Source organism: Enterococcus larvae (assembly GCF_017830045.1).
GTDB classification, from domain to species: domain Bacteria; phylum Bacillota; class Bacilli; order Lactobacillales; family Enterococcaceae; genus Enterococcus_L; species Enterococcus_L larvae.
Map to the genome: position 1 here is coordinate 369,435 of NZ_JAEDXU010000001.1, position 21,923 is coordinate 391,357.

General features: G+C 38.2%; 17 protein-coding genes. 4 read left to right on the forward strand and 13 right to left on the reverse strand.

Annotation, left to right across the window (positions count from 1 at the left end):
- Positions 1–3 precede the first annotated feature (3 nt).
- The 11 genes from I6N96_RS01800 to I6N96_RS01850 all read right to left on the reverse strand — a co-directional run bounded on the left by I6N96_RS01800 (position 4) and on the right by I6N96_RS01850 (position 15,352).
- Positions 4–1,503: a T7SS effector LXG polymorphic toxin gene (locus tag I6N96_RS01800; protein WP_209555786.1), complete on the reverse strand. Its 1,500-nt coding sequence runs from the start codon at positions 1,501–1,503 to the stop codon at positions 4–6.
- Positions 1,504–1,530: 27 nt separating this feature from the next.
- Positions 1,531–1,821 (reverse strand): TIGR04197 family type VII secretion effector, encoded by a 291-nt coding sequence (locus I6N96_RS01805; RefSeq protein WP_209555787.1) that lies wholly within the window; start codon positions 1,819–1,821, stop codon positions 1,531–1,533.
- Positions 1,822–1,840: 19 nt separating this feature from the next.
- Positions 1,841–2,305 (reverse strand): YwqH-like family protein, encoded by a 465-nt coding sequence (locus I6N96_RS01810; RefSeq protein WP_209555788.1) that lies wholly within the window; start codon positions 2,303–2,305, stop codon positions 1,841–1,843.
- 11 nt (positions 2,306–2,316) lie between these two features.
- Complete coding sequence (gene essC / locus I6N96_RS01815) at positions 2,317–6,765, reverse strand: type VII secretion protein EssC (RefSeq protein WP_209556207.1); 4,449 nt, start codon at positions 6,763–6,765, stop codon at positions 2,317–2,319.
- A gap of 9 nt (positions 6,766–6,774) precedes the next feature.
- Positions 6,775–8,037, reverse strand: a complete 1,263-nt coding sequence (essB, locus tag I6N96_RS01820) for a type VII secretion protein EssB (protein WP_209555789.1) — start codon at positions 8,035–8,037, stop codon at positions 6,775–6,777.
- On the reverse strand, positions 8,024–8,299 hold the full coding sequence (locus tag I6N96_RS01825; protein WP_209555790.1) for an EsaB/YukD family protein: 276 nt from the start codon (positions 8,297–8,299) through the stop codon (positions 8,024–8,026). Before I6N96_RS01825 ends, essB begins: the two co-directional genes overlap by 14 nt.
- A complete protein-coding gene (locus I6N96_RS01830) occupies positions 8,299–8,760 on the reverse strand; it encodes a hypothetical protein (protein WP_209555791.1) in 462 nt (153 codons plus the stop codon). Before I6N96_RS01830 ends, I6N96_RS01825 begins: the two co-directional genes overlap by 1 nt.
- Positions 8,757–12,326, reverse strand: coding sequence for a type VII secretion protein EsaA (gene esaA, locus I6N96_RS01835; RefSeq protein ID WP_209555792.1), 3,570 nt, complete (start codon positions 12,324–12,326; stop codon positions 8,757–8,759). Before esaA ends, I6N96_RS01830 begins: the two co-directional genes overlap by 4 nt.
- Before the next feature lie 135 nt (positions 12,327–12,461).
- Entirely contained in the window at positions 12,462–12,758 is a 297-nt protein-coding gene (locus tag I6N96_RS01840) for a WXG100 family type VII secretion target (protein WP_202061802.1), read from the reverse strand.
- A gap of 249 nt (positions 12,759–13,007) precedes the next feature.
- Positions 13,008–13,739 (reverse strand): LytR/AlgR family response regulator transcription factor, encoded by a 732-nt coding sequence (locus tag I6N96_RS01845; protein ID WP_209555793.1) that lies wholly within the window; start codon positions 13,737–13,739, stop codon positions 13,008–13,010.
- A 236-nt stretch (positions 13,740–13,975) separates the two neighbouring features.
- Positions 13,976–15,352: an LPXTG cell wall anchor domain-containing protein gene (locus I6N96_RS01850; RefSeq protein WP_209555794.1), complete on the reverse strand. Its 1,377-nt coding sequence runs from the start codon at positions 15,350–15,352 to the stop codon at positions 13,976–13,978.
- Positions 15,353–15,825: 473 nt separating this feature from the next.
- Between I6N96_RS01850 and I6N96_RS01855 the strand changes: the two genes are divergently transcribed.
- The 4 genes from I6N96_RS01855 to lpdD all read left to right on the forward strand — a co-directional run bounded on the left by I6N96_RS01855 (position 15,826) and on the right by lpdD (position 19,389).
- Positions 15,826–16,719: a LysR family transcriptional regulator gene (locus tag I6N96_RS01855; protein ID WP_209555795.1), complete on the forward strand. Its 894-nt coding sequence runs from the start codon at positions 15,826–15,828 to the stop codon at positions 16,717–16,719.
- Between the two features lie 162 nt (positions 16,720–16,881).
- The gene (locus tag I6N96_RS01860) at positions 16,882–18,360 is read left to right on the forward strand and encodes a UbiD family decarboxylase (RefSeq protein WP_209555796.1); all 1,479 of its coding nucleotides are present in this window, start codon (positions 16,882–16,884) and stop codon (positions 18,358–18,360) included.
- 28 nt (positions 18,361–18,388) lie between these two features.
- The gene (locus I6N96_RS01865; protein WP_209555797.1) at positions 18,389–18,970 is read left to right on the forward strand and encodes a UbiX family flavin prenyltransferase; all 582 of its coding nucleotides are present in this window, start codon (positions 18,389–18,391) and stop codon (positions 18,968–18,970) included.
- A complete protein-coding gene (gene lpdD / locus I6N96_RS01870; RefSeq protein ID WP_209555798.1) occupies positions 18,961–19,389 on the forward strand; it encodes a prenylated flavin chaperone LpdD in 429 nt (142 codons plus the stop codon). Before I6N96_RS01865 ends, lpdD begins: the two co-directional genes overlap by 10 nt.
- Before the next feature lie 56 nt (positions 19,390–19,445).
- Here lpdD and I6N96_RS01875 read toward each other — a convergent pair whose 3' ends face one another.
- Positions 19,446–20,561 (reverse strand): M50 family metallopeptidase, encoded by a 1,116-nt coding sequence (locus I6N96_RS01875; protein ID WP_209555799.1) that lies wholly within the window; start codon positions 20,559–20,561, stop codon positions 19,446–19,448.
- Positions 20,562–20,680: 119 nt separating this feature from the next.
- Positions 20,681–21,556 carry a hypothetical protein gene (locus tag I6N96_RS01880; protein WP_209555800.1) on the reverse strand — a complete coding sequence of 292 codons (876 nt, stop codon included), beginning with the start codon at positions 21,554–21,556 and terminating at the stop codon, positions 20,681–20,683.
- Positions 21,557–21,923 lie beyond the last annotated feature (367 nt).

Here is a 21,923-nt window from a genome sequence, read left to right on the forward strand (position 1 = left end):
CTTTTAGCCAAATGCCCATTTTCCAATAGAAGCAAAGCCGTTACTTATATTATCTACAGTATTTTTTACACTATCAGTTACTTTTTTCGCTGTTTCCTTAACCGCTTTTCCAGCTGCATCTATACTTTTCGAAACACCATTCTTAATAACATAATTCACACCGTCTTTGATACCTTTTACAATTGGAGCCGCCGCCTTCCCTATAACATATCCAGCAGCTACGCCTACAACTATACCCAGAGGCCCCCCTACAAGCCCCCCAATAGCCATTCCTACTTTAGCTCCGGCTCCAGCAGCTGCTAAATCAATCCCAGTATTGACTGTTGTACTAACTATCCGTTGTGATGTATTTAATCCCTGCAACTTAGCTTCAGTATAATTATCATAAGCAGATAATCCTACAGCCGCTACACTCATTACATTTCCCGCATGCGTCATAGCTTTCCCAAACTTACCAAGTTCACTATAACCCTTGTAATCGATTATTTTGAAGCTGCCCTTCGCTCCATCTGCTGCAGCTTTACCTACGCCTTTTACTACGCCTAATTTTCCTTTCCCATAGTTTAATAAAAACTTAGGATCTCCATCGACAAAACCTAGTTGCTTATAAATATTTTTTCCTTCTTTTGTAATTACACCATTTTTATATTCCAGTATTCTTGCCTTACCATCTGTGTTCAGAAATTTTATGCCAAACATTTTGCTCCATTTAGAATCTTTTAAATAATATTTGCATCCACTTAAATAATGTTTGCTTCTATCAATAAGTTTTGAATCCTTTGTTATCTTCCAAAGGTACGCTGCTTTTGAGTACTTTATACCTCTTTTCACATCGCCTCTGATACTTTTACCTTTTTTTAGAATCCCTAAAATATCAATGCCTGTACTCTCTTTAGAGTACCCTGAGATACCTTTTCCACTTTGAGATAAAGCACTCATTTCTCCATGTACACTATTTAAATTAGATAATAGTTCTTCTAAATTACTACTTCTTCCATTTTGAACACTGGTAAATTCTGTCAGATGAGTCAATAAGTCGGTTGTGACTTTTTTAAGTTTATCATAAGTATCCGTTATTGTCCCTGCATCAATTGTCGACGCAGAAGAAATATCAGCGATTGTTCCAATTTCTTTATTTACACTTTCAACGCTACTTTTCAATGAGTCCTTCGTAGATTTCACATCATCTTCTAATGAATCAATATAATCGCTTTTTATAATGCAGCTGTGGTCACTATCCACCATATCATGAAATAGATTTATTGAAAATTTCATTAATGATTTTGATGAATCGATTAAATCCTGATATCCAACACTAGTTTCCACATGAACGTCTGTCAAATAATTTTTTACTGCAGATGCACTTTCTCCTTCAAAAGAGTTCAAGCCAGAAAGGCTTCTCATATTATTCCTTAACTCTAGTAATGATTCTCTTAAGACTTCTGAAGCAGAAGTATACTCTTCAAAATAGTCATGTACCTCAGTCATATCAACATTTGCCATTTAATCACCTCTTTTATTCTTCTATATTTAAAAGATTTTCCCACCTTTTCCAATAACACTTGAAGATATATTTGCATCAGCATCTCGTATCTCTTGCCCAACCACCTGTATACGTTGAATGTCTCCTGAAGTTTGATTTTTATACTGAGAAATTGAACTTTTTAAATCAGAAACTATTGAGCTATACTCTTTAAAAGGATTGATATCTGTAGTTGACAAACTAGCACTCATATCAAATTTTACTGAATTAGCACTAGATCTCATTTTAGTAATCTCAGAATTAAATACACCATAATTTATACCAACCTTACCACTCATTTCTTAAACCTCCTTTGTATTATAAACTATTCAATTGATTCAACAGAGTGGACACCCGAGCATTACCAGTTGCAATGTCCGTCACTGTTTGTTCTAATTCTTTTTCATACTTTGCTTTATCATCTTGAAGCGTTGTTATGGCATCACTTATTTTCGTACCGATATCTTGAACAGATGTTTTCATCTGTTCAAGCTCAGTATTCGCTTTGGTGGCATTTTCACCTTTCCAGGAACCTGACTCAATAGTAATTCCATCTAGACTTGACTTTCCTGTATCAAATTCACTTTTAGAAGATTCTATATTTGTTAATGCTGTATTCAGTCTTTGTACTTTATCCTCTAAGCTCAATTTTTGAATATTTAAACTAGTTAATCTATTTTGTGTTGCTGTCAACTGAGTCATAATTTGAGCACGTTTCTGTGCCTTAATAGCATCTTTTGCGGCTTGAGCTTTACGATCTTCTCTTATCCCTAATTCAGCCATCTTCTCACCTTCTATCCTCTTATATGTTTGATTTTAATAAATTGTTTTTCTATTGAATAGTGTCCACTATCAAATTCCAGTTCGGGTTCTCTAGAAACATATGGTTTTTCTAAAAATTCTTGATCAGATACTCGCATTGAGAATATTGCAGACTTAATTAGCTCTTTGTAGTGTTTTGGCAAACCGATTCTTGTTTTTGCCATATATTGATGATCCCCAGCTATCACAAAATGGACACCTGTCTGTTCAGCCGCTGAAAATAACTTCTTCAGCTCATCTTCAGTTAGGTTAACAGCTTTTTCAAACACTTCCATATCTGTGATATAAATCAACCATCTAGGTTGACCGACAAAGCCACCTTCGATTCTGTTATCAATTTCCACTAGTATGTCTTCTTTGACTTGCGTAAACATGTCTTGATCAGCTATATACGCGTTGACTGCAAGTTCAGTCTTTTCACAAATATTTCCTGAATCAATAACCATGGTATTATGCTTTCCAGCCAATAACTCTATAGAAGCTAAGACCGATTGTTTAAGTGGTAAAAATGTCTTCCGCTGTTCTCCAAATACAGCCAAATTTCCATACTCAGCTAAATCAAATGGAATAACATTTACATCTTCATAATCTACTCCCAGTGACAGCACTCCTGCTTCTGTCAAATGTGTGGTCTGTTTCTTCCTTCTAAACGTCTCAAAATCAAGCACTTCCGGTACCATCGGTATTTCTTCCGGTCTTTCCCCAGTCCAATGTGCGTCCATCTCTGTTACTTCAGCCTGGATTGCTTCGATGATTTTAAGTGTATCTTCACCGGCTGCCGGTAGAGCAGCTTGAAATAATTCCGGCTCTTCCAGTTTGATCAGTCCGCGTCCTGGTAAGTCATCAATAGTCAGAGTGGTTCTGCCGACAATCGATCTTGGTTCAGCATCGTCGATCATTTTCAGTGCAATCTGCAGTTTGATATTGCTTGACAGGTTCATACGCATCGCATTTTGGCGACCTGCAGATAGCAATAGATGGATACCGATACCGGCACCTTCACGGGCAACCTGAGTGATGACCTTATCCAGCATCTCTTCAAATTTCGAGCCCTTCATTCCTTCATAACCATCCAATAGAATCAGAATGATTGGTTCTTCTTTGCCGCTGGCTTTTTCGTACATTTCCAATGTTGCAACGGAAAACTCACTCAACAGCTTCTTACGACGTTTCAATTCATCATTGATTCGTCGAGCAAACTTGGCAATTTTTTCTTCTTCATCGATGGCCATCGTATCAGCTACATGCGGCAGGCGCTTCAATGGAAGCAACCCGTTTGTTCCAAAATCAAGCAGATAGACATGTAGTCGTTCCGGACTGTGTACACGTGCCAGATCCATGACAACATTCTGCATAAAGGTACTCTTTCCATAACCAGGGCTGCTGAATACAGCCATATGTCCTTCGTTCGTCATATCCAGTTTCAAGGTTTCCTGTGCCTGCATACTTGGAATATCCACAACACCGATCGTCGGGATCAAATGTTGTTTTTCTGATGCCCATTCTTCTTTGAAGTCAACTTCATGCAAGTCTGTCACAACAATACGTTCTTCCAACGGAGGCAACCATGGTCTTGGTAACGGCGTGATACTTTCTTGCTCCGCTACATCATGGATACCATCGATAATTGCATCCAGCTCAGTTGGGATCTGCTTCACATCGTCTACATTCTCCAAACCACTTAAATCTTCACTTAGGATTTCGTATTGGCCTAATTCATTCACCAAATAAATCGTATGGTCTTCGATTTGCTGATCATCTTTATCTGGTTGATAATCTGCACCACTCCAGGCACTTTGGAACAGTTCATAAATTTCATTGTTCCCGACCTGAAGGTAAGAACGTCCGGCCTGTGTGATTTCTGCCGCATCCGGAGTTTTCAGCATTTCCATACTATCCGCTTTATCTGCAACTTTCAGACAAAGCTTGAATTTCGAGTTACTCCAGATTTGGTCATTGACCACACCGGATGGTTTCTGTGTCGCCAGAATCAAGTGAATCCCCAGTGAACGCCCGATACGAGCTGTTGAAACCAACTCTTTCATAAATTCAGGCTGTTCCGATTTCAATTCAGCAAACTCATCACTGATCAAGAATAGGTGAGGCATTGGTTCCGCCACATCACCGCTCTTATACAGCTTTTGATATTGATTGATATGGTTCACATTATTTTCTGAGAATAGACGTTGGCGGCGTTTCAACTCGGCATTGATGGAAATCAGTGCCCGCATACTTTGCGCTCCGTCCAAGTTGGTAATACTTCCCAATAAGTGAGGCAGGTTTCTGAACAAGTTCGCCATTCCCCCACCCTTGTAGTCAATCAGTAGAAAGGCTACATCATAGGGATGGAAATTCACTGCCAGACTTAAAATATAACTCTGTACGATTTCCGATTTACCAGAACCTGTTGTTCCGGCAACCAATCCATGTGGTCCGTGCGCCTTCTCATGAAGATTCAACATCACGATATCATCTTTTCCTCGTAGTCCCAGAGGAACAGCCAAGGTTTTATGTGGTGAGTTCTGTGCCCAACGTTGAGTCACATTAAACTCATTGAAGGTTTCAATGCCGTACATTTCAAGGAAGGTTACTGCTTCTGGGATACTGGATTTCAGATTCTGTAGATGATTCAGCGGCGCCAACAGTCTTGGCAAAGCTTCTTTATCAAAGCCAGCCGGAAAATGGTCCAATTGGAATTTCGTATTTTTCAGTTGCCCTTTTTCAAGCAGCAGGACACCTGTATTTCTATCTCTGATGTCAATAACCGTCTTGATATTGTCAGACAAGCTGCTCAATACATCTTCTACAAAAATCACGCTACAGCCCAATTCGCTAGGGTCTTCATTAAAGAATTCCATGATTACATGGTCAAGAATCAATTTCTCATCCGTGATCATCACGACATAATGGGGTGTGAACAATGTACTATCACGACTGTTGCCATTTTCTGCCAATGCATTTTTACGGTTTTTCAAAATTTGATTCAGACTGTTCAACACTTGGTCACGACTACGCTGGTTGTATACGAACCCTCGAACGTTCACATCCTGTAATTTCGCATGAGGCAGCCAACGCATCCATTCCCATTGATCCTTTTCACTTTCAGGGAAAATGGAAATGAATTGTAAATCGTGATAACTATGGAAAAGAGATAGCTGATTTACTAATAAATGAAGCTGCTCCAAAACAAAGTTTCTCGGTCCAATGTAACCAACAGGACCATTTACCAGATTTGCCAAAATTGGCATTTCATCCAGTTCCAAGCTCTTTGTATAAAGCTCGTACCCTGATTTTTCTAGATCATCTGTTTCTTTTCCACGCTCTTTGTTTGAATAGTCAATAGAGCTGGTACTCTGCACTCTTCCCAAACCTAAACGATAATATAGGAAGTCGAAGTGAAGAGCTGTTTTTTCATAAACACGCGGACTGTAAGTTTTTCCCATTTCCAACAGTTCAGCGATGCTTGGATAATGATAATGCTGTCCTTGGCGCTGCTTTTCATTCATTTGATACAGCTCGACAGATTTATCAACTAAGTATTTATTGTATTGAACTTCACGATCGATCAAGCTTTGCTTATGTTCTTTTTTATTTTTAAAGAAGCTTTGAATCGAGAATGTCAACGTCATCAACGTAGTTGCTCCACTGGCTATGACAAATAGCATATTCGAACGTAAGAATGCCATTACTGCGGTTACCGCAAGCATCGCAAGCGGCGGCAAAATAATTTTGACCAGCTGTTCCTTTGGTTCGTCCTTTGGATCACTCGGTGCGTTGATTGTTACCTTTTCCTCAGGTTCACGATAAATAATTCGTGGCGAACGGTGGAAATCCGGGTATTCTTCATACATTTCATAACGAGAGCGGTAAATCTCACACAGTGTTGAATCCGCAACGGTTCCTCTTGTCGCATGAATTTCGTGAGGAAACACCTTCAGCGTGTGTCGGCCAAAGGAAATCTCGTCTCCTTTTTCCAGCAGATACTCTGTTTCAGTCATCACTTTATTATTGAGTGTCGCTGAGCCGTCCAACAAAAGAAGCTGCCAGTTCTCTCCACTTTTTTTCATTACTGCCGAAAAATGCTTTTCTGCAAGTGTCAGAGAAACGCCTCTTTCATGCCCAATAACCAGCTCTGTTCTATCTAAGAGATCAAAAACCATCGTTTTTTGAACAGGAGTGATCAATAGCTGCAGCGACAGTTCGCTGTCTAAAGCGACCGTAAGCTCTTCGTCAACTGTTAATTCCTGTTCTGCTTCCTCCTGCTTCAAGTACCAGCCGTCCTCATAATATAGAACCAACTCTTTTTCCTGTGGTAACGGCATATGAAGAGTAGCTTGATTATTATTGGAAATAACCTGTTCTTTTTCTTGGTCCAGAAGAAGTTGATAGCGATAGCCTTCGAAATAGAGGATGGCTTGCATTTTATCCATCTAGTTTCCCTCCTGCTGGGAAGTCCCTGTTGTTTCGGTAGTAGCTTCAGCTGCAGCCTCAGTTGTTGTTTCAGCAGTTGCCTCTTCTATACTAGTATTCCGTTTTTCTTTGTATTTCTCATAATCACTCTCAAGAGCCCCAATTGTCTCCTCTTTCTCTGTTCCTGAAAGATTCGCATCGTTACGAACCTGCTCGATTTTCTGCGTGATTCCGTATAAGATCAAATCTGAGTCTTCCAATTTTTTCGCAATATCCAAAGCCTCATCTAGATTTCCACGACCATTTTCGATCCAAAAATCCAGATAGTTTTTATCAGAGCGCAATGTAATATTATTTAAAATAACTGTTTTTTGTTTATCCTGAAGAGCTTCCCCTTGAACAAAACTATAGGCCAATTCATATTTTTGTGTATAAGGAACGTCCTCAGTTTTGATTGGTTCAAGAGTGGAAATAACTCCTTCATAGTCATTTTTCAAAAATGCTGTATCTGTATCCTGCATACGATCTAGGAATGGAATTTGGAAAAACAATAGATATACAAGGGGCACAACTAGCACAACAGATAAAACAGACATCCAGATAGATAGCTGTTTAATCAAAGTAAAGCTTCTTTTGCTCACTTTCCTTGTGGTTCTTTCCAATTCAGTGACTGTCTGCTCGTAATTTTCAATCAAGTATTGACGAATTGCTTCAAAGGTATCTAAACCAATAATTGTTTGAATAAACTTAGAACCCTTCTTGATATCCAGTTGACCTTCATACAACTTTGAAAAGTCTTGATCCTTTTCAAATAAGGCAATAATCAAGCTTTTATACTGACGCAACAGCAATTCTTCATTAATTACTTGAGGAGGCATTTTCCCTTCCAAACCGCGGTATGCGATTGTTGGAACCAAATTATAATCGAATAGAATATTTTCCGGATGAATAAAGAATGTCAATGGCAAATCTAATAGCTGCTTCACTTCCATCATATTAGCCATCGCTCTCAGCTTGTCCTCTTTAGGACGACTTTTCAGTTCACTAAAGCTGATACTTTCTTTTGGAAGATGGTACGTGAAAGTCACTTCATCTTCTTCCCAGTGGATACCAGTTGCCATCAATAAGGGATGGGCAACCTTCAGCAGTGCCAAATCCTTTTCCTCGCTGACCTGTACCTCTGATTTACGTAATGTTAACAGCCACTCAGCTGCTGATTTTTCAAATTCATATGTGTGATTTTCAATAGTTATGATTGCTGACGCACCCTTAGACGATTCCATGTACTTGCTCCTCCAACACTTCTATGATATCTCCATCAGTGATCGGATAATCCTTTATCCTTTGTTCTTCACTTAACAGAATCCCTTTATTCAAAACTTTCAGTTGATATTTTTTCAACACTTTGTTTCTTCCGAAAATCTGATTTAGCTCTCTAATAAAACGATAGACAGTGATATTACTAGGAATCCGTAAGTCTACTATTTTCCTACGGTTATCACTGTACACTAGCGTAATATTAATATGTTCATTATTGTCTGCCATTAAACTAACCTCTTTTTCCTTCTAGAGTGAAACAAGAACAATGCAACTACAGTTAACAAAGCTGTCCCTAATATCAACGGCCACAAAGATGGCGGCGAGGAAACTGCCGAAGCAGTTTCCTCCTGTTGTGCCACCTTGACTGTTTCTCCAACGACAAACAGATCGTCTGTGTCTATCTCTTTAACAGCCGGTACCTCCACCAAAAAGTATTCCGACTTTTCTTGTTCACTTTTCTTTTCCTTGACTTCCTTTGCATGTTCGACCTTTTCCATCATCTCGGTATCGAACAAACGATCTTCTGCAATAAAGCTCTGTGTTTTATTGTCGGCTCCTTGCTCCTTATTCAAGCGATCTGTTTTCAAATCCAACTCATTATCCAGCAGATTTTCTTTTGCCGAAGCTGTTGCAGAAAATAGAGTTACGCTAACTGCTGCTAAAAGAATAATCAGCAATTTCTTCATTTCTTTGCCACTTCCTTTGCTTTTTTCCGTGGTTTCCAAATGAGGATATTGAATGCTACCAATCCAACAATGATGAACAGATAAAGAAGAATCTTGACAACATCCAATGGATTATTTGAAAGAATATCTGCTAAATTGTGCTCACCGATCGAAAGCGGATTGATTTGCCTGATGAAACCGACTAGCGGATTATTTTCTTTTGTCTTACCTATCGCATTCGTTACGAAAACGTAACTGACAAATAGGAAGAGACTTAATGCAAAACCTGCAATATGGAACTGCTTCAATGCATAATGATTCATCAGCGAGAAGATCAACATGAAAATCAGCACCATCATGACCCAAACAATCTGGGCTTCCTTCGTAATTGCCAACTCACCGATACTTAGCAGTGCCAAAATCAAACCAACAACTACAGCGCTCGCACTCAATAAAATTGTCTCAACAATATTATCCTTGAACCATAGCTGGTCCCTCTTGAATTTATCCTTGATTCGTCGAACAACTGGCTGTGTTGCAAACAAGTATGCAAGGAACAAACTCAATGTAAACATGATCAAAATCCATGTAAACGGCTGGTTGACCTCAGTTGTCTGAATTGTTGCCTCTGCATTTCCTGTTATCGGGTTAGCGATGAACTGAAGCAGAGAATTATTCGGAACTCCGTCCTGATAAGCGTTATTCAGAACCTTGACAAATGCATCAACGAAATTAGAATTATTTGCCAATTCAGCGTTCAAATCATCCATGACTTGATCTGCATTTTCTGACAGCTCTTCACTATTTTTCTGTGCATTCTGAACTTCTTTATTAAAGGAATCAAATACTGTCTTCACACCATCAGCTTGTTCTACATTTTGCTGAGATGAATCTTTTACTATTTCAGATTGAGACAGAATCATCTTCAATGTTTCATAAATCGAGTTAACTTCTGAATCTGTCTGGCTGTTCACTGCGCTGACAAGGCTTTCGCTGGAGGTCAACGATTGACTCGTTTCTTGCCAAGAATTCAGTAATTCAATTTGTTCCGCAACAGATGCGTTCAAAGACGTTGTGTTCTCCTGTGTTTGAACTAACGTTGTCTGAACATCTGTATTTCTTAATTCAATTGACGCGGCTAAGTTTTTCAGCTCATGCAGCTGCTTCCACTGTTTATCAAAATCGCCATCTGTATTCATGAATGATTGGTTTAAAACCGTTTTGAACACATCTGTTAAATTCATATCCAAGAAGGTATGGAAGGTGATAAATGGATAGTTGCTGAACTCCTCCAATTCTTCATCTACAGTTTTATAAAGTTCTAAAATCTTTCCGATTTCCTCTGAATATACTCTTTTCGCATTTTGATAATCCGTAGAAAGAAATGCTGATACATCCAAAGGATAGTCAATCGTCACATAATAGCCATCTTGTTCACCATCAGCAGCTCTCGGTTCGATTTGTGCCTCAGGTGTTGTCGGTAGCGTATCGGCCTCAATGTCAGGTTGTGGAAGATCTGAATACTCAGTATCATCACCGATTACTTCATCTGAAGAACTAGAACTTTCTTGGCTTGCCTCAATCTCGTCAGTACTACTTTCAGCTTCAATAGCATCTCCGGAAGTAGAAGTTAGAGACTCTACTACAAGTGTATTATCATCATTTTGAGTGACTTTTAATGGTGTAGGAACTGGGTTATTATTTGAATCAAGAACAACTTTAGCTTGTGATACCTTAACTCGTATAGTTGGACTAGTTTTGCTTTCATCATAACCTGCAACAAATTTGTATGGAATTCTGATGGTTTTGGCACCATTTGATCGCGTTACGCGATACTCTGTCCAACCAGTATTCGGTCCACTTTCCACCACTGTGCCTTCATGAGAAGCATTTATAGGGTTACGAGATAATTCAACATCCGTAGTTGGAGCAATAAAAATAGATGCTTCATTCCCCATGTTTCTCCATTCAATGACAATTTCACGACCAGTATTTACTGCAATATTTCTCTCTGAATTCAGATCTAGATAAGCTGTATGAAGGGCACTATAGTAGCTGCCGCTGCTAACATCTACATCGCCATTATCTACAGAAAATTGCAATGTCGGCACACCAATATATGGATCGCTCCAATCGACCGGATCATAATGAGCATCATTTTGATCTTCAATATCCCCATTGATTGCTGTAACTTTAGAATTGATACTAGACAAATACCCCTCAATTTCAGATAATGGATGACCACTTGTACTGCCCGATGTGTTCCAATAAGGTGCATCCATATAGTTGAAAATATCTGCTGTTGCCGGTAATGCTGATGCAGCGTTCACAAAATCATTTGTTTCTCTCAACGGTAGAATATTCAATCGATCCTGCATTCTTTGAATGTAGTTATCATTAAAGTTTTCAATCTGATCAAAGTAGTTAGTTACTGCACTTTCAACTTCATTTTCTGGAATAGAAGGATCCATTTCATATTTCTTTTTGATTACATCCCTCAAAGTAATACCAGGTGCTTCATCCCCCTCATTTAGGGTATACCCAAACGCTGAATAAAATTGTGCTTCATATTTTTCAAAGTACTTATCTCTCAAAGCGTCCAGTTCAGCAATTTGACTTTCAATGTCCAATTTTGATTGTTCAAAGTCACCTGTCAAACCAGCCATTTGCTGGAAGTATTTCCCTTCTTCCTGAGAACTGAATTGCTGGACAAAATAATCATTTAGACTACTGATTGTAGACATTAAGCTACTTGTCTCTGAGCTTAAAATACTACTATCTAAAGACAATAAGATTTCCAAAAACTCTTCATATGTCAGCTTGCCCTCTGCTCTTTGCTGAAGCAGCTCTTCTAAAATAGTAGAATAATCCTTGTGACTATCCAACAGAGAAACGGTACTATCTGAAAAACTAGAAAGTAAGCTTGTCAATAAATCATTCGACTGTAAAGCACTATTTGACTGACTAGTCAACGCCGGCAAATAATCTTTAAAGTTGATTGTTGGTTGATACAGAATATCCTGAAAATTCCCAACTGACTCCGTTTGATTTGTATAGACTTTTTCAATATTTCTTTGTGCTGTAAACAAGTTATCAATAATGCTGACGACATACATGTCTACTAACTGCTGATTCAGCCCGTTGACAATATTACGACCTACAGTTCTGGATTCATTCTCTAATGTACTGTTACCGTTAGCATTTATCTTATAGTTGATTTGAAGCTTTTCAGGAGAAACACTGTCCAATTCCAATAGCTTCTCCGAAAATGAACTGGGGATAGTGATCAACAAATTGTATGTACCATTTTTCAATCCGCTTTCCCCGATTCCTCGAGTTACAGTAAACCAGTTATGATCAGTGTCTTTCTCGATTTTCTTAACATAATCAACACCTAAGCTGTAGTCTCGCCCATTACGAGTTACCCCAACATCCTCATTTACCAAAGCTATGTTCAATCTGGTTTCTTCTTCTTCTTTGTTCGCTGAAATATCGGTATGGTCTCGATTCATAAATATAAGTGCAACAATCAGAACAACAACCATCCAGACTGATTTCAAAATATAATAAAGTTTTTTATTATTCATCTCCACGCTCCTATAGCGACAGATTTCCTTATATCTGTGTATTTTCTATATCATTAAAACCCTAAAAAATAATAAAAAAGAATAGGGGGAGGCAGGACCCCCTCGCTATTCTTCTCATCTTTAGACTAATTTGTCTTATTGGAATCCAAACACGCCAGAAAGCTCTGAATCTGTTTGTTCCACGATTTCTGCAGCTTTTTCCAACTGTCCGTTGATTTGTACCAACAATTCAGAAAACTCAGTTACTTTTGGTTTCAGCTCTTCAAATTGATCGTTAAAACGAGTAGAAGCTTCACCTTTCCATCCATCTAAAATTTGTTGTTGAGTAGCAGTTAATGAATTCAATACTTCATTCACAGACTCAGAACCTTCGATGTATTTTTTTGCTTGAGCACGCAGCTCGGCAGGATGCATAGTAATTTGATCAGCCATTTTTATTCCTCCAATTAATTTTTTTAGTATTAGGAAGTATTGTATACATTCCGTTATATACATTTTATCATAATCAACAACAAAAGCGACTTAGAAGTAAAAAAATACAATTTACAAGTAAAAAATAACACTTCTTATCAAAACAATATAATTCCTAAAGAATTTAAATGTAAACATAATTATATTAATAATAAAGAAAGATATACTATTTAAAGATTAGATAGATATAGTCATATCAACTATCTTTCATTATCTACCTTCTCCTATTTTAAGGTGCTCAACGCTTAGTTGAAAATCATCCTTAAATCTTCTACTAATAGAAATCGACGTTTCATTTGCCGATCCCCGTTGCCCTGGCGCACATAAAAATACTTCATCCTTGACTATCCTTGCAACATAATCCAAATTGATGACATAGCTGCCATGAACACGGATAAAACGTTCATCGTTCAACTTATTTAATATTTCAAACATAGTCAAATAGCTTTTGTAAACTTCATTCTTCGTGTGAATGAAGGCAATTCTTCCGGATTTAGTCACATAGACGATTTCATCCATTGGTAGTAGAAACTTTTCTTTTTTAAAGGAAAACTCAATGTATGATTGATTTCCATTGAGATATTTTTTCGCCCGCTGAAAAGTTGATTCCATTATTTCAACAGTCACTGGTTTGATCAAGTAGTCAAATGCATGGAATTCAAACACATTGCTCATCTGCTCAGCATCATCTGATAAAAAAATAATCAGTGCAGTCAAATCAACTTTTCTGATTTCTTCAGCTATTTTTAGTCCACTAAGCTTATTAGTTTCAATTGAAAGAAAATGAATATCAAATTCCTTCTGGTTTCTACTGATTGTATCTAAAAGCTCTGTTCCTCTATTGAAGGTCTCTATGTCATGTTCATACCCAACCTGCGTTCTCAGACATTCTTCCAATTTCTTTAAGTCGTCATTGTTACCATCATACAACGCAATATTCATGTTTCTTTACCCCTTTTTGATAGCAAAAATCAATTCTTGCTCTAACAAATGATAACAGTTTCCTGTATCATGACCTTTTATTCCAACCATTTTTCTTTAAGCACATCTCAACAACATATACAAAAACCGACAAAATCAGATAGGATACCAGATTTTGTCAGTAAAATTGAGAAGACCTTTTATGTCCTCATTGAAACACACATAGTGATTATTATGAATAAATCATCGTTCGATTCTTATAACTCTGATTCGTCTCTTTTCTTCTTCAGCATCATGTAGCCAGCTTGTAAGAACAACGCGGTACCAACCATCACTGCTACAGAATTCATTTCTTCTCCTGTTTCAGGAAGGATGATCTTTTTGTTTTCAATTGGTTGAATTGTTTTCAGCGGAACTAAGTTTTCACTACCCACTTGCTCCAAAACAGAATCAGTTCCTTGAGAATCCAACACATCTTCTGGAGTAATAGGATTTTCAGGAATAGTTTCCGGAATAGCACTGTAAACAACTGTCATTGTCATATTTTCTCTAGGGAACATAACGATTCTATATGGTAGGCGTAATTCGTTTATTGATTGCCCATCAACGCTGATCAATGTTCTTCCAGGAAATGTTTTTGGTGTAAAGAGGTAGTCGTATCCCCATATTGCATCATGGAATACCTCTGTATCTATATGCTTTCCAAATTCATCCACATATTCTACAGTCATACTATAAGTTGATCTTGCATAATAGGCCAATTCAACTGTGATCATCCCTGAATCATCAAACTCTCCGGTTATTACTTCAGGTCCTATATATTCATAGTACTCAACCGCTGGTGGTGTATAGCTGTATGTTCTTTCACCATTTTCTTGGTAGATAACTTGTACAGGGTGTTCGCCATATTCAGAAGTTAACATTCGACCAGTTGTAGTAGCCAAATTGAAAAATACCCCTACCGTAGTATTTGATACCAGTTCTACAATTACTTCAGGTGCGTCTGAAACAAGTGGAATGTACAAAGTGGCAAAATCACCAGTCTGTCTCGCTCCAAATCTATCATCAGAAATTGAATGAACCTTATACTCACTAAAGTCACGCAAGAGATATGAATAATAATCTCCTTCTGCCCCAGAAAAAACCTCACTGTGAATCACTGTACCATTCACAGTCAATTTTATAGTTGTTGAAACAGTAGCAGCTCTGGCAGCTGCAGGCTCAACTTCTTCTACTGACAATGTATCAGCTTCTGCTTCTTCTTGTACAATAGTATCTTCTACTGGAACTTCCACTGACTCTTCCGACAATTCAATAGAATCTTCTACAGACTCTTCTGTTGCACTCTCATTTGTTTCTTCTGTTATTTCTGTACTACTTTCTTCTGTTTCGTCGGTAGAGCTGTCAACAGATGTAGAATCTTCTATTACTTCAGTTGATTCTTCTACTACAGGTTCAGTAAAAACTTCTACTGCTGCCTCCGGTACTGTCATCAACGCTTCTGCCATAATTTCTTCTACTACAGCACTTGCATCTGTGCCTTCAGTTGGCAACTCTTCTGCAAACACATGCTGAGCATTCAAAATAACCGGACAACATAATACTACCAACATCCCATAAATCTTTTTCTTCATCTCTTCACTCCTAAAATGTATTTGAACTCTAAATTGTCAGCACTCTCATGCTAAATACTTATTCATTTTAACATAAAAATCTATGTTAAAAATACTTTTTTTACAAAATAACTCAAAAATAATTTATATCGTTCTATCAATCCCATAAATTCAACAATTATCAACCATTTTATCTGTACAACGTTTACAAAAAAGACGCTTTAAATAACCTCAATTTCTATATTTTCATTTCTTTTTTCCAACAGGACTATGCTGCTAAAGTATAAATACGCATTTTCCAATATATTTTTTTATCAACTCAATATATGCTGATTAGGATTTATCCTCAATTATTTCTCGAATCCATAGATACTCTCTCGATATGCGCACCGATAAGGTTAGACAAAATAGAAAGGAATTTTCTGCCGCAAACCGATGTATTTCTTAAAATATTCTATGGTATAGTTATAAAAAGAAGGGAGGCTTTTAGCAAAATGAATATTCAGAAATTTGAAGCTTTTGTAGTCTTAGCTGAAACCTTAAATTATACTGAAACAGCTGAAAGACTCTATACGACTCAAGGAAATATCTCTAAACAGATCATTTCTTTGGAAAAGGATTTGGAGGTACAGCTATTCACACGAACACAGCGAGTAACTCAACTGACAGAAGCCGGAACAGCTCTATTGCCTTATGCAAAAAAAATGGTTGATAATTTCTATGAACTAAAGCAGAGTCTACGTCCTTTTAAAGAAGCCCAGCATCAGGTTACTTTGCATGGTATTCCAACAATGTCCAGCTATCAGATACTCAAGCTGGTTGGAGAATTTCATAAAAATCATCCGGATATCCCATTTAAGGTTAAAGAAGAGGAGAGTGTCGATCTAATCAACAGTTTGAAAAATGATCGTTGTGACATTATTTTCCTACGAAGCTTCGACAACTCAACTGAGTGTTCAAAAGACTATGAACAGGTTCTCACGGGTAACGACCGTTTTGTTGCAGTGCTCCCTAATGACCACCCTTTAGCTAAAAAGGAATCGATCTCACTTATCGATCTAAGACAAGAAACGTTTTTTCAATTGGGAGAAAGTACACAGCTTTATGATGTAGTTCGATCAATGTGTAAAACAGCAGGATTTGATCCAACGATCGGCTATGCCGGGCATCGAAATAGCATGATCATGAACCTTGTTGCAAATAAGATGGGGATTTCACTTATGATGGCTGAAACAGTTGATTATTTCGATGAAGGAAATATTGTTGCAGTTCCTTTAAAGGAGAACGTCAGCTGTAATCTCTATCTAATTAAAAAGAAGAAAACAAGTAATTCCGGCCTTGAACAATTTTGGACATTTCTTCAACAAAAAACCAACCTTAGCTCCTGAATCATTTCAGGAGCTTTTTCATTTCTCAAACATTCCACTTTGGAATATAAAGAGCCGTAAATCAGAATTGTTCCTTCCCTCTCCTGCAAGTAAACTAATAATTAAAGTACACAAGCAGCGATGGCTTTATTCAGCTGAAAGCATAGATAAGGAGATAAGCAAATGACAAATGAACCTTACGATCTAAGAAAAGTGCTAAAAGAGTTAAAGGAAATGCCAGGGCAATATCATGAGACAAACCTTGAAATTGATCCTCATGCAGAATTATCCGGCGTATACCGCTATATTGGTGCCGGTGGAACAATCAAACGCCCGACACAGGAAGGTCCAACCATGATGTTCAATACAATCAAAGGATTTCCTGAAACTCGTATACTGACAGGGATCATGGCCAGCAGAAAACGGGTTGGAAAAATACTTGGTCATGACTATCGGACACTGGGACATCTATTAAAGGACGCTGTGAATCATCCCGTCAAGCCAGTGAAAATCTCACGAGACGAAGCACCCGCTCAGGAAGTCGTTCATCTATCAACTGATCCTGATTTCGATATTCGCAAACTTGTGGCTGCACCTACTAATACAGAATATGATGCTGGTCCTTATATCACGATGGGCTTAGTCTATGGTTCAAGTCCAGACAAGAGCATTAGTGATGTAACAATCCATCGCATGGTTCTGGAAGATGAAGATACTATCGGCATTTACATTATGCCCGGTGGTAGACATATTGGGCATTTTCAAGAAGAATATGAGAAATTAAACGAGCCAATGCCTATCACGATCAATATTGGTTTAGATCCGGCAATCTCTATTGGAGCTACCTTTGAGCCTCCCACCACTCCTCTAGGCTATAACGAGCTCTGGGCTGCTGGCTCGCTGAGGAATGAGCCTGTACAACTAGTTGACAGTATTACAGTCGATGAGGTAGGTATTGCCCGCTCTGAATTTATCCTAGAAGGCGAGATTCTACCACATGAACGAATTAGAGAGGACATCAACACAAATACGGGACATGCGATGCCTGAATTCCCCGGCTATAATGGTGATGCGAATCCGGCTCTTCATGTAATAAAGGTCAAAGCTGTGACTCATCGGAAAGATCGACCAATTATGCAGACAACTCTAGGCCCAAGCGAAGAGCATGTTTCAATGGCAGGTATCCCTACAGAAGCAAGTATTCTGAACCTTGTTGACAAAGCCATTCCCGGAAAGGTTCTAAATGTCTACAATCCTCCGGCTGGTGGAGGAAAATTGATGACAATCATGCAAATTCATAAAGAAGGTTCGGCAGACGAAGGAATCCAACGCCAAGCAGCCCTTCTCGCTTTTTCCGCATTCAAAGAACTGAAAACGGTCATTCTAGTTGACGAAGATGTGGATATTTTTGATATGAATGATGTGATGTGGACGGTCAATACACGATTTCAGGCAAATCAAGATATCATGGTATTGGAAGGTATGCGCAATCATCCCCTTGACCCTTCCGAAACACCAGAATATTCACCAGGAAGGATTCGTTTCAAGGGAATGTCCTCTAAACTGGTTTTGGACGGCACAGTGCCCTTTGATCTTAAGAGCCAATTTGAACGAGCAGCATTCAAGGACGTCGAGAACTGGCAAAAATATTTAGAAGATTGATCCACATCAATAGAAATGAGCTGAGAAAATGAGCGAGAAAAAAAGAATCGTTGTAGGAATAACTGGGGCTTCCGGCAGTATTTACGCTGTGAATCTAATAAAAAAATTACAGGAATATCCAATGATTGAAGTTCACGGAGTATTGAGTCCATGGGCAAAAGAAAATCTTAAATTGGAAACAGATACGACGCTTGAAGAATTGGTTAAACTAATGGATTTTTACTATAGTGCTAAGGATCTCGGAGCTAAAATCGCAAGCGGCTCTTTCCTAACGGACGGCATGATCATTGTGCCTGCAAGTATGAAGACGATTGCCGGCATTGCCTGTGGTTTTAGCGATAATCTGATTGGTCGAGCTGCAGATGTGACATTGAAAGAACAGAGAAAATTAGTTATTGTGCCAAGGGAAACACCTTTGAACATCATTCATTTGGAAAATATGACCAAGCTGGCGAAAATGGGGGTACAAATCATACCGCCAATTCCAGCTTTTTATAATCAACCACAGACTATTCAGGATCTTGTCGATCATCAAACGATGAAGCTGTTGGACGCCTTAAATATTCGTAACGATTTCCAAAGTCGTTGGGAGGGTAATACATGTCAATAAAAGAGCAGTCCTTTTCTGTAGAAATGGTAGGCTACGAGATGAAAGCAGAGCTTAAAAGAATCGGCTCAGATATTTTGATCCTGTTGACCGGCGGCGATACACCACATATCGGTACAGTAACTGTATTCTCTGAAAATGATCCAGCAAGCTCATTTCGCTTTCCAAGCCATTCCGGGAGAAAGCATAAAGATGATGTACTTGCAGAAATCGTTTTGAAAATTATTCAGCCAGCACTTAGAGGAAACTGTGTTATCACATCGGGTATCCATGTCGATCACATTACTCAAGAACAGATTCAAGCAGCTTCAAAAATGGCGAGTCATTTAGGAACGGCTATCCTTCACTGGCTGCAAGAACACCCTGCTGAAGCAAAAGAGCCAATCTATTATAATGCAAATGAATCCCCATTGGAAAAATAGAGAAACAGCTGTGGTTGTCTCCTTAATTGAGACAACCACAGCTGTTTTGGTAATATCTATTCTGTTACTTCTTCTACTTCCAAATATTCATCCTGAAACGATTCCTTCAATAACTGTTCCAGCCATTCAATTTCATCAAGACTTAATTTTGCAGCAGCAAGGTTAGGCGCCTTGTCATATAATGCTTTTCCATCTGTCAGAAGTGCTACAGCTTTTTCTTGATTGCCTTCAACAAAACCATAATAAGCTGCTTCTGTTATTCTATTTCCCATACGCGGCTGCTTCAGGCTTGTTTTCACTGTCTTGTCGTTCCATAGCTGAGGAATCCATTCATCCTCCGGTTCGTTTGTACAAAGCCATGTCAGCATTGTCTTCTTCAACTCAATCTGATACAGAGGAATCATCTCGTCCTGTCTATCCCAAAGCTCCTCTAAACGTTCTTCATATTCAACTAGATTTTTTTGTTCAAATAAGAGTCCCAATTGTAGAAATGCCTGATAGTCATTAAAATAAGTTCTCTTTGGAATCTCAGGAACAAGATCAAAATAGCTTTCCGGCAAGTCCACATATGTCTTGCCTAAATTAAACAGATAATTTGCTTCAACCTGTAAATAAAACAGATATGCCTGTTCCTTACTTGATGAAGCCATTCGAATTGTCGCACCGTCATTGAACCCCGATGGAATACCGTTTGTCAAAGCAAAAAACAAACCAATAATGACAAACGCAGTTGCTGGTAGAGAACCTGACGTAAACAGAATTCCGATAATCAAGCTGAAAATCAGATTTGCCAACACACCGCCCATTAGATACAATCGAAATGGGAATTTCCCTTCATTATAAGGTGGCGGCGACATCAAGCACTGGCCTAATGTTCCTGGTATCTTGTGACGACGAAAAACGATTTTCCCATCTTTCTGCCAGACCCACATAAAAGAAAATATTCGAAAACTAACCATCCTATAACCTGTCAATAAGCCAAAGAGCGCATGACCGGCTTCATGAATAATAATCTGAACAACAAACCAGACAGGAAAAGAAAGAACTGTTAGAATAATCACCGTCCCACTTATTTCTCCTCTTCCGATTCCCATACCCAGATAATACCCAAAGAAACCACCGATTATTGCCATCACTAAAATATTTATAAGCTGTTTCATCACTTTTTTCATTTTATTCCTCCTTTACCTCAATCATATTTTAGCGGAAATAGAATCAGAATAACAGGTGTAAAAAATTGTTTCTTTGGAAAAAGAAAAAAAGCAGCCTTTCAGCTGCTTAAATCTTCGGTCTATTCCCAGATGATCGGGATCTTAATATCGGCAATATAATACTGACCTCTTGGTTGAATCTGAACCCAGATATCTAAATACTCAGTACCCTCTTCAATACTTTCCCATCTTAACTTGTCTGACATTTTCTGTTGGTGGTCACCTTCATATTCTGGCTCCATATAAAAAGGACTCTCAGAATTAACATTCCAGCTTTCCACGCCGTTAAATTGATTGGATAAAGTAACTGGCAGTGTCGTTTCATAATTATTGTCTTCTACAGATAAATAAATCGGATCTAACGTACCAGCCGTCTCAATGCAAATATTACGTAAAGTTGTTATATTGCTCAATGCCGAGATATCAAGTAACGGGGTTTTCCCTTCAACTTCTCCCATTCCTGTCATGTTCTGGTAATAAAATGATTCAAGCTCCGTCCAACTTTCAAGGGCATTCAAATCTCTGATTCCATGTGTATAGCCTAAATCGAAATAAGTGCTCTCAAGACTCAGACTCTTTACTCCCCTCACTTGAGCAAGCGGCGTAATATCAATAATCGGCATAGTAATAGCTAAGTCCTCGACAAACATTCCTTGTAAGCCTTCCAAACTGCTATTTTCAGGATTTTCATTGTTCTTTGACTGAATACTTAAGCTATTAAACTCCTCTGCATTCTGCAATGCTCCTTTAGAAATATAGTGGAAATTTCTCAAATTCGAAAGCGCATTCTCATCAACTGACTCATTTTCTTCTAAAATAGTGAGAATCTCAGTCTTTACATCCTGGTTTGGGATTGACACATACTCTTCGCTTGCTATTGTGTTAGAAAATCCAAATCCTACACCAATCAACACTGCAGCAGCAGAACCACCAAAAACAATTTTTTTCACTTTCATTTTATCCATCCTTTCTTTATACACTACCCATATTACCTTAGAGTAAATAATATTTACACTCTAAAATGATTTAAAAATATTCGAAATAAGAAAAATAATCTGTTGACTGAATTTTTTACTGCTGAAGCTCGTTGCCCCTTCTCAGTCAGAATATGGCTATTTTCAAATGATTGGGCTTTTGATATCTGTAACACAATTCTTTGAGCTGGAAAGAGTTTCCGATTATTAGAGGTTCTGCACTAAGTTCAACATTTTCTTATCCTATCCTTATCTGACAGTCTTGCTGATGACTAACTTCATATAGATCGATTGATTCTAAATCAACTATTATTCCAATATGTGGTACAACAGAATATTCATTTTTTAG